Source organism: Streptoverticillium reticulum (assembly GCF_047456005.1).
GTDB lineage: Bacteria > Actinomycetota > Actinomycetes > Streptomycetales > Streptomycetaceae > Streptomyces > Streptomyces reticulum.
Window position 1 is genome coordinate 6245926 of sequence record NZ_CP179755.1, and the last position, 12076, is coordinate 6258001.

Here is a 12076-nt window from a genome sequence, read left to right on the forward strand (position 1 = left end):
GGCTCACGCGGTCGTCACGACGTCCAGGACGGCGAGACTGCCCGGTGCGATCTCCCGCAGGGACATGCGGAACAGCGCGATGCGGTCGGCGGTGTCGACGAAGAGCAGCATCAGCGGACGGTCCTGCGCGAGCCGCAGCCCCCGCCGCCGGCGCAGGATCCGGGTCTCGCCGAAGCCCGCGACGCAGGGCAGCACGGTCGCGCCGCGCAGACCGTGCTGCCGTGCGTGCCGGACGATCTCGACGTACAGCGGGGAGTGCCCGGCCGTATCGGTGGTCCTGACGAACACTGTCAGACGGTGCATGGCCGCCCCCCGCGGGGTGTCCTCGGATCGCTCGGGCGCGCCCTTCCGCCGCCAGGGCCGGGTCATCGCCTCAGTAGCGGTAGTGGTCGGGCTTGAAGGGGCCGTCGGGCGATATTCCGATGTAGTCGGCCTGTTGCTGAGTGAGCCGGGTCAGGTGGACGTTGAGCGCCTCCAGGTGCAGCCGGGCGACCTTCTCGTCGAGGGCCTTGGGCAGCCGGTGCACTCCCACGGGGTACTCCTGGGAGCGGGCGAAGAGTTCGAGCTGGGCGATGACCTGGTTGGCGAAGCTCGTCGACATGACGAAGCTCGGATGCCCGGTGGCGTTGCCGAGGTTGAGCAGCCGCCCCTCGCTCAGCACGATCACCGCGTGGCCGTCGGGGAACTCCCAGAGGTCCACCTGGGGCTTCACGGTCACCCGCCGGACGCCCGGGAACGCCTCCAGGCCCGCCATGTCGATCTCGTTGTCGAAGTGCCCGATGTTGCCCACGACGGTCTGGTGCTTCATACGGGCCATGTGCTCGGCCTTGACGATGTCCCGGTTGCCCGTGGCGGTCACGACGATGTCCGCCGTGGGGAGCATCTCCTCCAGGGTGGCGACGGAGTAGCCGTCCATGGCGGCCTGGAGCGCACAGATGGGGTCGACCTCGGTCACCGTCACCTTCGCCCCCTGGCCGCGCAGTGCCTCTGCACAGCCCTTGCCCACGTCCCCGTAGCCGCACACCACGACGGTCTTCCCGCCGATCAGCACGTCCGTTCCCCGCTTGATGCCGTCGATGAGCGAGTGCCGGCAGCCGTAGCGGTTGTCGAACTTCGACTTGGTCACGGAGTCGTTGACGTTGATCGCGGGGAAGAGCAGATGGCCCGAGCGGTGCATGTCGTACAGCCGCAGCACGCCCGTCGTCGTCTCCTCGGACACGCCCCGGATGCCCTGGGCGACGGTGGTCCAGCGCCGGGCGTCCTCGGCCAGGCTGCGCCGCAGGAGTTCCAGGATCACGACCTCGTCCCGCGAGGCGGCGGAGGACGCCGGCGGGACCGTGCCCGCCTTCTCGTACTCCACGCCCTTGTGGACCAGGAGCGTGGCGTCGCCGCCGTCGTCCACGATCAGGTGGGGACCGCCCTCCGGCCAGGTCAGCGCCCGCTCGGTGCACCACCAGTAGTCCTCCAGGGACTCGCCCTTCCAGGCGAACACCGGTACCCCGCGCGGCTCCTGTGCCGTTCCGTGCGGTCCGGCGACGACCGCGGCGGCCGCGTGATCCTGTGTGGAGAAGATGTTGCAGCTCGCCCACCGCACCTGCGCGCCGAGGGCCACCAGCGTCTCGATCAGCACCGCGGTCTGCACGGTCATGTGCAGGGAGCCGGTGATCCGGGCGCCCTGCAGGGGCCGCGCGGCGGCGTACTCCTCCCGCAGGGCCATCAGGCCCGGCATCTCGTGCTCCGCCATGCCGATCTCGCGGCGGCCGAACTCCGCCAGCGACAGGTCGGCCACCTTGAAGTCGGACACCACCGGCATCGGTTCCGGGGAAACAGCCGCCACCGCACACTCCCATCATCGGGCCGCGTCACAGGGATTCCGGAGGCAGTGTCGCCGTATTCGGCAGCGGCATCATCCGCCTGACTGCTGAATTCCGGGATCCCTCCGGAGGGGGAGTTCCGGGCCGGTTCCGTCTTCCGAATGAGACCGCAGGGTTGAGGAGCGGAGCGCGGCGATTGAACTCCGTTGGCCGCATGGACGGTTCAGGCCAGGTCCGGTATCAAATAATTCGGTGGCCGGGGGAGCCGTCGCAGAGGGGAGCATGTGAATGTCTCTGAGTGTCGGCCAAGTTGCGCAGGTGCTGATTGCGCTGATCCTACTGGTGATCGTCGCGCACAGCACCGCGTACGCATTCAAGGCGCTGAAACAGCCGCCGGTCATCGGCGAGATTGTCGGCGGGCTGCTGCTCGGGCCGACGGTGCTCGGGTACTTCTCGCCGGGGCTTCGGGAACACCTGATTCCGTCCGAGGGGCCGGCCGCCTCGGCGCTGGGGGTCGTGTACGAGCTGGGGCTCCTGCTGCTCGTCTATCTGACCGGTACGGAACTGCACGGCCGGGCCACCCGGGAGGAGCGCCGGACGATCACCTTCGTCGCGCTCTCCGGCCTGCTGGTGCCGTTCACCGTCGGGCTCGCGGTCGCCGAGTCCTTCGGCGTCGAGAAGCTGTCGGGGCTCCACGGGTCCCGCACCACGCTGGTGCTGGTGTTCGGCCTCGCCATCGCCCTCACCAGCATCCCGGTGATCTCCAGGATCATGCTGGACCTCGGCGTGCTGCGGACGAGGTTCGCGCGCATCATCCTGACCGTGGCGGTGATGGAGGACGTCGTCCTGTACGTCGTGCTCGCCATCGTGATGGGAATTGCCGGAGCCTCGTCCGGTGACGCGTACGGAATCGGCATGTTGCTGAAAGGTGAATCGCTCGGCTGGCAGGCGTGCTACTTCACCGTGGCGCCGGTCGTGTTTCTCCTGCTCCTTGTCCGCTACGGCCGGAGGCTCTTCGCGGCCCTTGCCGGAATGCGCTGGAACCTGCTGGCGCAGCGCAGTCCCACGGCTTTCCTGATGATTTTCGTGTTCGCGCTCTGCCTGGCCTGCAGCGGCCTGGGGATCGATCCGATATTCGGTGCCCTCACGGCGGGGATGTGCGAGGCGGGAGCGGCCCGCGGGGACCAGGCGCGGGAGACGCTCCGCACCATCTCGCTCGCCTTCTTCGTCCCCGTGTATTTCGCGATCGTCGGGCTGAAGCTGGATCTGATCCACCATTTCGACGTCGTGTTCTTCCTCTGGTTCCTCGGCCTCGCCTGCGTGGTCAAGTTCACCAGCGTGTGGATCGGCGCCCGGCTGGCCGGGCAGGACCGCACGGCGTCGACCGACATCGCCGCGGCGATGAACGCCCGGGGCGGGCCCGGCATCGTGCTCGCCTCCACCACCTTCGGGGCCGGCATCATCAGCGAGGGCTTCTTCAGCTCGCTCGTGGTCCTGTCCATCATCACGTCCCAGATGGCAGGGGTCTGGCTGGCCAGGGCGGTGGACCGGGGCGGACCGCTGCTGGCCCGGGTCCCGGAGGAACCCGGGCGGGCCGGGGCGGGCGCCAGAAGCGACGACCGACAGGAGGCTGCGAGCGCATGACACGAGGCCCGGCGCGCGGAACAGCGGCAACGCCCGTGAAATCGGCGGACGTCGGCATCGCCATCGTCGACGAGAACGTCATCTTCCGTGCCGGGCTCGTGCACTTCCTCTCCGCGGAGGACGCGTTCACCGTGGTGATGCAGACGGCGACGGTGCGGGAGGCGGCGGGAGCCGTCGGGGCGCTGCAGCCGGAGGTGGTGCTCGTGGGCGTCGACCGCGTGACGGCCGACGTCCCCGAGGACCTGACGACGCTGCGCGCGGCCGCGCCGCTGGCGCGCGTCGTCGTCCTCCTGGCCCAGGAGGACCCCCTCGCCGTCAAACGCCTGCTCACGGCCGGGGTCCAGGCGGCCATCCCAAGGCAGGCCTCCCCCCAGGAACTTGCAGGAACGATTCGCGGCATCGTCCAGGGAGCCGACCGCATCGTGCTGTCGGTGGCCCGCAGCACCCTGGCCTGCCTGCGGGCGCAGGGGGAGCCGCAACTCACGGCGCGCGAGCGGGAGATCGTGGCCCTCGTCGCCCGGGGGCTGCGCAACTCCCAGATAGCCCGCCACCTGGTCATCACCGAGGGAACGGTGAAGCGCCATCTCTCCAACGCCTACGCGAAGCTGGACGCCTCCTGCCGCACGGAGGCGGTCCGCAAGGCGGCGGAACGCGGCATGATCCCCCCGGTGATGTCCGTCATGATCCCGCCGGAGGGCTACGAGGCCGCCGGATAGGTCATGACGAGCACGGCGTCCACCCCGGGGCGCAGGGCCTCGTAGAAGTGCTCCACGTCCGCCGAGAACGTCACGAAGTCCCCCTCGCCCAGCTCCACCGGGGCGTCCACCGGGCCCACGCGGAGCGCTCCGCGCAGCACGACGATGCGCTCGACCGTCCCCTTGCCGTGGGCGGGGCTGTCGATGCGGTGGCCGGCCCGGGCGATGCGCACCCGCCAGATCTCGCTGAGCCCTCCCGCGCCGATCCGCTCCAGCAGCTCCTGCTTGCTCTTCTCCGGCTCGGCGGTGCCCCGCCGGAGCACGGGGGTCTGCGGCACCACGTCGACCAGGAGGTCGCCCAGGGGCAGGCGCAGGGCGACGGCGATGGCCGAGATCGTCTCGATCGTCGGGTTGCCCCGCCCGGACTCGATGCCGGACAGGGTCGCCCGGCTGACGCCGGACAGGCGCGACAGCTCCGCGAGCGACAGCTCGCGGAAGGCCCGCAGTCGGCGCACCTGTGCGCCGACTGTCGCTCCTACGCCTTGTGCCGTGTCCGTTGTCGTTTGCTGACCGCGCATGCCGCAGAGCGTACGGGTTGCAGCGCCCCGTCAGGGGCGCGGGGTTGTGCTGCATCATGCGGCTCCGCCGCGTGGGCGCGAGCAACCACGACGCGCCCGCACCGGGCGCCCCGTAAGGGGCGCGGGGAACTGCGCGAGCAACCACGACGCGCCTTCAGTCGAGGTGCTCGGGGCTGCGCCCCGGACGCCTGGGGTGGTGCGTCGGCTGCGGGCCGGTGGGGGTTGGTCGCGCAGTTCCCCGCGCCCCTTACGGGGCGCCTGGTCGCGCCCACGCGGCGGAGCCGCATATCGACACAGCCCCGCCCCCCTGACGGGGCGCCCCCCCGTCAGCGGCGCCGCACGGCCCTGCGGGCCAGCCGTTCCACCAGGTCCCGGCACTCCTCGTACCCGGTGGCCCAGAAGACGAGGCCGTGCCGGCGGACGTGCATCACCTGGCTCTTGGCGGCCTTCTCCGTGACGGCCTCGGCCAGCGCGACGCTGCCGTACTCCTGCGGGGGCAGGACCAGGACGTCCCCTTCCTCCTCCAGCTCCCGGTCGATGATGCAGTGGTTGTGCACGATGTCCGCGGCGCCGGTCCTCTCGCGCAGCAGGTGGTGCATGTAGGCCTCGGCGGACGGGGGGCCGTCGCCCCGGCACCGGAGCGTCCAGCCGTCCCGGCCGGTGATCTCCGTGAAGTCGGCCCGGTGCGAGGTCCTTGATGTAGACGCCGCTGGCTGTGACGAAGTGCCGGCCGTCCGCGTCCGCACAGCTGATGTTGCCCGCCGAGTCGATCTGGTGCGGGAAGCCGCCGGCCAGCACGCCGAGCGCGTGGGCCTGTGCGAAGAGGCTCCCGGGCGGGCGGGCGGCGGCCGGGGCGAGGTGCACGCCGATCCAGCGCGGGCGGGCGGCGGGTTCCGCCGCCGGAGGGGCGGACAGCGTCACGGACTCCCGGGCGGGGGCTTCGTCGTCCGTGCCGGTGTAGAGGATCTCGCGGTGCCGTCCCACGAGTTCGACGATCCTCGGGCGGATGCGCTCCGGCTCCTCCTCGCCCAGGATCAGGGGCGCCAGCAGGTCGGCGACCTCGGTGAGGCCGGCCCGGTCCAGCCCCCTCCGGGTCACCTCCTGCACACCGAACCTCAGGGTGTCACGGTGGTTGAAGGCGACGACCCGGTTGGCCGAGATGTTCGCCCGCACCAGCCGGTCGAGCACCGCGGGGCCGCTGCCCACCGAGCGCGTGTCGACGAAGAACATGTGGTTGGCCGTGAAGCCGCGGTCCGCGGCGAGGACCGGCATGCCGCGGGCGTACAACTCCTCCGCGAGGAAACGGGCGTTGGCCACGACGCGCGCCGCGTAGGCGCGCCCGTCGTACCACATCTCGTGCAGGGCGACGAAGAGCGCGATGGTGGGGGCGGTGTGCTGGCTGCTCACCATGCCGGACGAGAGGGTGTAGCCGACGTTCTCCATCAGGGTGCGGTCGGTGCCGAGGACGATGCCCTTCTGCGGGCCGAAGAGCGTCTTGTGGGTGTTGGCCTGGAGGATGTCGGCGCCTTCGTGCAGCGGGTCCTGGAACTGGCCGCCCGCGATCAGCCCGAGGGTGTGGGACGCGTCGAACACCAGCGGGGCGTCGCCCGCGATCTCCTTGAGGTCCGCCAGGGGGAAGGGGAAGAGGTAGTTCATCGCGTCCACGTAGAGGAGGGAGGGCTGCTCCCGTTCGATGACCTCGCGTGTCCGGTCGATGTCCACGGACATGTTCTCGTCGTAGACGTAGGTGCAGCTGCGCCGGCCGAACGACCGGCAGATCAGTTCCGTCAGGAAGTGGCCGCCGTCCTTGGCGGCCACGCGCATGACCGTGTCCCCCGGCTCCGAGAGCGCGGCGAAGGTCGTCTGCATGGCGTGCAGCCCCGAAAGGCAGCGGAACTCGGCGTACCTGCTGCCGAAGAGCCGGTGGCAGACGTCGCCGACTGCTCGATCGTGCTGATCCGGTCGAGACCGCGCAGCAGGAGGTTGTTCAGGCGCGCCGGGGACGACTCCCTCATGTCCAGGTGCTCCAGGAGGTACCGCTCGGAGAGCGGGCTCGACAGCACCTGCTGGGCCAGCGGCGACAACACGGTCTCGTTCGCGGTCAGATGGAGGACCTCCGACTGCTCCTTCTCCTCGGTCGCCACGAGCTCGCGGATGGCCTGTATCGACAACGGCGTGCCGGTGACGGATTCGGGTGGCACGGCTGCTGGCTCCTTCCGTCATCGGGCCCTTGGGCAAGGGCGGAAATGCGGCGCCGCGCCGGCCGCCGACCGGATATGGATCGGCGGGCGGCCCGGCGCACTGGTCGTCAGCGCGTTTCCACGCGGACCTTCAGACCGGCCTTCAGGTTGTAGGGGTAGGCGAGGCTGGCGGCGTTGCGGGCGAGGGACAGGTAGCCGCGGCTGTTGAGGTAGAAGGCGATGTTGCCGATCGCCCCGGCGTCCGCGAAGGTCGGGGTGAGGGGGGCCTCGAACGGCAGGACGTCGTCGAGGATGATCTTCAGGTGCTTCCCCTGGCCGATGCCGGCCTTCTCCAGGTCCGTGCGGTGGATGTTGGTCCAGATGTTGCCGAACGGGTGGTCGATCGCGGTGACGACGCCGGTGAGCGCCTCTCCGGAGATCTCGACCGCGGGCCGGTGGAAGCGGACGATCTCGCTGTCGTCGAGCCGGCGTCCCACCTCCGCCAGCGGGAAGCCGGCGGCGAGGTGGGCGGAGGGGATGGCCACCATCTCGCGGCTGTAGAAGGTCGGTTCGGGGTTCGCGGGGATGACCTTGGTGGACGTGACCTCGTAGGCCTCGATGTATCCGTGCTCCTCGAGCACGGTGGTCAGCAGGCCGTTGTTGGGCGCGATGTAGATGTACGAGCCGTCGGCCCGCTCGAAGCCGTCGCCGGAGCCGGCCCACTGGCCGCGGGCGCCGCCCTTGGCGGCCTGCCGGATCCGCACGGCCACGGAGCGGGTCGTGGTGCCGGTCGCGGGATAGGTGGTGGTGGCGAACACCGTGCCCTCGGGGAAGAAGCGGGGGAGGTCGACGATGTAGCGCGCACCCTCCTCGACGTCCCACGGCGTCATGGAGTGGCAGACGTCCACCACCGTGACGCCGGGGCAGATGCTGTGCATGAGGCCCTTGCACTGGGCCACCGAGTCGTCCGTGGTGCCGAGGTCGCTCATGAAGGCGATGATGGGGCGCTGAGAGCCGTTTGCAGCCACGCGAACTCCTTCTGCCTGTGATCACCCGGATTGCTGTGACAACGAAGCTAGGCAGGAAGCGCGGCGATCTGAAGGGAACGGAGGTTCCGTATCTCTCTGCATCCAAAGCTGTAGCGGAACCCGCCCCCCTTTGCGTCATGCAACTGCCCTGCGGGCGCTGCTAGGTTGCGGGCCCACCACCATGCCAGCTGGAGGGTTCTGTGATGCGAGAATCGGGCGGCGCGGCCTTCTACTCGGCCGACCTCGGAATCATCGGCGGCAGCGGGCTCTACGCCTTCGACGGCCTGCAGGACGTGACGGAGGCCGAACTGCGGACCCCGTACGGCGACCCCAGCGGGCCGCTGGTCCTGGGCACGGCCGGGAACCGCCGCATCGCCTTCCTGCCGCGCCACGGGCGCGGCCACCGCATAGCCCCGTCGCAGGTCCCGGCGCGGGCCAACGTCTATGCGCTGAAGTCCCTCGGCGTCCGCGAAGTGATCAGCGTCAGCGCCGTGGGCAGCCTGCGCGGCGACTACGCCCCGGGCGACATGGTCGTCCTCGACCAGCTCTTCGACCGGACCGCCGGGCTGCGGCCCGCCTCGTTCTTCGGGGACGGGATGGTGGCCCACGTGTCGATGGCGGACCCGTACTGCGGCCGGCTGCGCCCCTTCCTCGAACAGGTGGCGGCCGAGGAGCATCCCACGGTCCACGGGTCCGGGACGTACTGCTGCATCGAGGGGCCCCAGTTCTCCACCCGCGCCGAGTCCGAGGTGTACCGCTCGTGGGGGATGGACGTCATCGGCATGACGGCGCTGCCGGAGGCGAAACTCGCCCGTGAGGCTGAACTCTGCTACACCGGGCTCGCCCTCGTGACGGACTACGACTGCTGGCATCCGGGCCACGCGTCGGTGGACGCCCAGGGGGTCGCAGAGATCATGGAGGCCAACGTGACCGCCGCCCGGAGGGTCGTCATGCGGTTCGCCGAGTCGTCGAAGCCCGCGCCCTGCGTGTGCCAGCGGGCGCTGGACAAAGCCATTATGACGGACAGTCAGATCATTCAGGGGGGTCCGGGGAACACGGTGCCCACGCTCCTGCGCGACCGGATCGCGCCGGTGGTGTGAGCCCGCCCGTGTCCCGCCGGAGCCGCGGGCGCGGACGGTATGGTGCTCCGCAGGCCGGTCGGCACCGACGGGCCGTCCCCGGCGGGAGCGTCAACTCTGCGCCTTTCCCGCCCTGTTCCCAGCGCCGCGTCGGCGGCTGAGAGGTGTCCGGTGGAAACCACGGAGAGCACGGAAGTCACCGAGAACATGTACGAGAAGCTGGTGGAGCTGCTCGACCGGCACGGTGCGGAGTACCGGCTGATCGACCACGAGCCGGAGGGGCGCACCGAGATCGTCAGCCCCATGCGGGGCAACGACGTCGCCGATGCCGCCAAGTGCATCGTCGTCATGATCAAGTTGGGCAAGAAGGTCACCAAGTACGTGCTGGCCGTCGTGCCCGGCGATGCGCGCGTCGACCTCAACGGCATCAAGCAGCTGCTCGGCGGCACGTACGTGTCGTTCGCGAACACCGAGGCGGCGGAACGCCTGGCGGGCAGCGTGGCGGGAACGATCCTGCCCTTCACCTTCCACCCGGACCTGGAGCTGATCGTCGACCCGTCGCTGGTGGAGAAGGAGGAGATCTTCTTCAATGCCGCGCGCCTCGACCGGTCCATGGCCCTCCGCGTCAAGGACTACGTCGCCATCACGTCCCCGCGGCTGGAGCGCATCGCGGCGCCGGCGAACTGAGGCCCCCCGTCCGGCCCTGGCCGCCGGACGCCCTACCGCTGCCCATGGTGTTCGGTATAATCGATACTCCTGTCACTCTGCTGACACCGTGGGGAGTGCGCTCACCTGCCTGTCCGGGCCGGGAGAGCCGTACGCCCTTACCCGCTCCCTCCCGCGGAGCCGCGCACGAGCACCGCCGCTCCCTCCTGATGTCCGACGCCTCCGTGCTGCTGGTGGCCGTGATCTGGGGATCCAGCTACGTCGTCATGCAGGACGTGGGCGAGTCCGTCTCCGCGGCCGGCTTTCTGTCGTTGCGGTTCCTGACGGCACTGCCCGCCATCGCCCTGATCGCCGCCCCGACCCTGCGCAGGATCACCCGGTCCGAACTGCTGTCGGGCGCGTTCTTCGGCACGCTGCTCTTCGGGATCCTCATCCTGGAGACGGTCGGCGTGAAGCACACCTCGGCGGCCAACTCCGGCTTCCTCATCACCGTTTCGGTCGTCCTCATCCCCGTGCTCGAACGGTTCATCAGCCACCGCAGGCAGTCCGTCATGGTGTACGCGGCCACGGTCACGGCGCTGATCGGCTGCGGCCTGCTGGTGCTGGAGAAAGGGCTGCACCCGCAGTCGGGCGACCTCATCATCCTCGGGGCGGCACTGATCCGCGCCACCCAGATCACGCTGTTCGGCCGGCGCAGCGGTGCGAGTGCCGCGCAGTCGCTCTCCAATCTGACGCTCGTCGAGTTCGTCGTCGTCACCCTTCTCGCAGGCGCGGCCTCCTGCTTCACCCCGGAACCGGTCTGGCAGGCCGCCGGCGCGGTCAGCGGCCAGAACTGGCTGCTCATCGCCTACCTCGGGGTGCTCGGCACGTCGTACGCCTTCTTCATCCAGCTGCGCGCGGCCCGCACATCGAGCTCGACGAGGGTGGGGCTGATCCTGGCCACCGAGCCGCTCTTCGCAGTGGTGTTCGCGGTGCTGACGGCCGGTGAGGGCATCGGGCTGGTGCAGGGCATCGGCGGTGGGCTCATCGTCCTCGCCGCGACGGTCGGCCGGCACTTCGAGGGGCGGGTCGCGGCAAACGGCCCGTCGGCACAGGGCGAGGAGCCGCCACGGGCGGACCGCACGGAAGTCCAGGGGCGGAGCGGGACGGCCGCCTGATCAGCCGTCGCCGTCCCCGGCGATGCGGAAGGCGTGCACCTCGTCCAGGACGACCAGGCAGTCGGCCAGCAGGTGTTCGGCACCGGCCAGGAAGGAGCGGAGGCGGTCCTCGACGTCGATGATCGTGATCACCAGCGGCAGGTCGTCGCTGAACGACAACAGTCGGTCGGTGTGCAGGGCGGACGGTCTTCCGAAGCCCTCGGTGCCCCGCGAGAGCGTCGCTCCGGCGAGTCCGCGCTGCTGCGCCCTGCGGATGATCTCGTCGTGCAGCGGCCGTCCCTGCCAGGTGTCCCCCTCCGAGAGGAACACGGTCGCCCGGATCGCCGGACCGTTCAGACTCATCCCGCGGCTCCGGCTGCTCGACGCCTTGTCACGGTGCGTAGTGATGGTGCGCGTGAACGGGCTCTGTGTGCCGGGTGCGGGATTCGAACCCGCAAGCCCTCTCGGGCAGATGTGTTTGAGACATCCGTGTATGCCATTCCACCAACCCGGCCGGGTAGCAGCCCGGACAGCTTACCTTGTGGGGGTCTGCGGCGTCGCGCAGGTAGGCTCATACGGCATCACCTGCACTGACGAGGAGTCCCGTGAGCGCCGCCGAGCCCCAGCCGCCCGTCGACGACGAGCCGCAGCACACCCCTCCCCAGACGACCCGCGTCGTCATCGCCGAGGACGAGGCCCTCATCCGGCTCGACCTCAAGGAGATGCTCGAGGAGGAGGGCTACTCCGTCGTCGGTGAGGCGGGCGACGGCGAGACCGCCGTCGCGCTGGCCCGGGAGCACCGGCCCGACCTGGTCATCATGGACGTGAAGATGCCCGTCCTCGACGGGATCTCCGCCGCGGAGCGGATCGCGGCCGAGTCCATCGCGCCCGTCCTCATGCTGACCGCCTTCTCGCAGCGCGACCTGGTCGAGCGGGCCCGCGACGCGGGCGCCATGGCGTACCTGGTCAAGCCGTTCAGCAAGAGCGACGTCGTCCCGGCCATCGAGATGGCCGTCTCCCGCTTCACGGAGCTCAAGGCGCTGGAGCAGGAGGTCGCCGACCTCTCCCAGCGGCTGGAGACGCGCAAGCTGGTGGACCGCGCGAAGAGCGTGCTGCAGACGCAGTACGGGCTGACCGAGCCGGCCGCGTTCCGGTGGATCCAGAAGACGTCGATGGACCGCCGCCTGTCGATGCAGCAGGTCGCCGAGGCGGTCATCCAGGACGCCGCGGAGAAGAAGGCCGCCAAGGAGCAGTAG

The 12076-nt window shown here is 70.2% G+C and carries 12 protein-coding genes, 1 tRNA gene and 1 pseudogene; 6 read left to right on the forward strand and 8 right to left on the reverse strand.

Going from position 1 to position 12076, the window contains the following annotated elements; all coding sequences use genetic code 11:
- Positions 1–3 precede the first annotated feature (3 nt).
- Both ACMATS_RS28760 and ahcY read right to left on the reverse strand, forming a co-directional pair.
- Positions 4–303 carry a DUF190 domain-containing protein gene (locus ACMATS_RS28760; protein ID WP_390777534.1) on the reverse strand — a complete coding sequence of 100 codons (300 nt, stop codon included), beginning with the start codon at positions 301–303 and terminating at the stop codon, positions 4–6.
- A gap of 70 nt (positions 304–373) precedes the next feature.
- Entirely contained in the window at positions 374–1813 is a 1440-nt protein-coding gene (gene ahcY, locus ACMATS_RS28765; protein ID WP_390777951.1) for an adenosylhomocysteinase, read from the reverse strand.
- Positions 1814–2102: 289 nt separating this feature from the next.
- Here ahcY and ACMATS_RS28770 point away from each other — a divergent pair, with 289 nt between their 5' ends.
- Positions 2103–3458 (forward strand): cation:proton antiporter, encoded by a 1356-nt coding sequence (locus ACMATS_RS28770; protein ID WP_414169549.1) that lies wholly within the window; start codon positions 2103–2105, stop codon positions 3456–3458.
- Positions 3455–4174, forward strand: a complete 720-nt coding sequence (locus ACMATS_RS28775) for a response regulator transcription factor (RefSeq protein ID WP_414169550.1) — start codon at positions 3455–3457, stop codon at positions 4172–4174. The genes ACMATS_RS28770 and ACMATS_RS28775 overlap by 4 nt, the downstream gene beginning before the upstream one ends.
- On the opposite strand, the gene ACMATS_RS28780 is transcribed toward ACMATS_RS28775, so the two are convergent.
- The 4 genes and pseudogenes from ACMATS_RS28780 to ACMATS_RS28795 all read right to left on the reverse strand — a co-directional run bounded on the left by ACMATS_RS28780 (position 4156) and on the right by ACMATS_RS28795 (position 7939).
- A complete protein-coding gene (locus ACMATS_RS28780) occupies positions 4156–4731 on the reverse strand; it encodes a helix-turn-helix domain-containing protein (protein WP_414169551.1) in 576 nt (191 codons plus the stop codon). The genes ACMATS_RS28775 and ACMATS_RS28780 overlap by 19 nt on opposite strands.
- Before the next feature lie 326 nt (positions 4732–5057).
- A complete protein-coding gene (locus tag ACMATS_RS28785; RefSeq protein ID WP_414170816.1) occupies positions 5058–5330 on the reverse strand; it encodes a class II aldolase/adducin family protein in 273 nt (90 codons plus the stop codon).
- Positions 5331–5469: 139 nt separating this feature from the next.
- Positions 5470–6954 (reverse strand): annotated as a pseudogene (locus tag ACMATS_RS28790) (fluorothreonine transaldolase); the annotation flags it as partial.
- Positions 6955–7039: 85 nt separating this feature from the next.
- A complete protein-coding gene (locus ACMATS_RS28795) occupies positions 7040–7939 on the reverse strand; it encodes an adenosyl-fluoride synthase (protein WP_414169552.1) in 900 nt (299 codons plus the stop codon).
- A 203-nt stretch (positions 7940–8142) separates the two neighbouring features.
- Between ACMATS_RS28795 and mtnP the strand changes: the two genes are divergently transcribed.
- The 3 genes from mtnP to ACMATS_RS28810 all read left to right on the forward strand — a co-directional run bounded on the left by mtnP (position 8143) and on the right by ACMATS_RS28810 (position 10841).
- Positions 8143–9039 carry an S-methyl-5'-thioadenosine phosphorylase gene (gene mtnP, locus ACMATS_RS28800; RefSeq protein WP_414169553.1) on the forward strand — a complete coding sequence of 299 codons (897 nt, stop codon included), beginning with the start codon at positions 8143–8145 and terminating at the stop codon, positions 9037–9039.
- A gap of 186 nt (positions 9040–9225) precedes the next feature.
- A complete protein-coding gene (locus ACMATS_RS28805) occupies positions 9226–9705 on the forward strand; it encodes a YbaK/EbsC family protein (protein ID WP_336412664.1) in 480 nt (159 codons plus the stop codon).
- Positions 9706–9893: 188 nt separating this feature from the next.
- Positions 9894–10841, forward strand: a complete 948-nt coding sequence (locus ACMATS_RS28810) for a DMT family transporter (protein ID WP_414169554.1) — start codon at positions 9894–9896, stop codon at positions 10839–10841.
- Here the strand turns inward: ACMATS_RS28810 and ACMATS_RS28815 are convergent, their stop codons facing one another.
- Positions 10842–11183: a DUF190 domain-containing protein gene (locus ACMATS_RS28815; protein ID WP_336412475.1), complete on the reverse strand. Its 342-nt coding sequence runs from the start codon at positions 11181–11183 to the stop codon at positions 10842–10844.
- Between the two features lie 68 nt (positions 11184–11251).
- A tRNA-Leu gene (locus ACMATS_RS28820) sits at positions 11252–11334 on the reverse strand.
- Between the two features lie 91 nt (positions 11335–11425).
- On the opposite strand from ACMATS_RS28820, the gene ACMATS_RS28825 reads away from it, so the two are divergent.
- Entirely contained in the window at positions 11426–12076 is a 651-nt protein-coding gene (locus ACMATS_RS28825; protein ID WP_390777526.1) for an ANTAR domain-containing response regulator, read from the forward strand.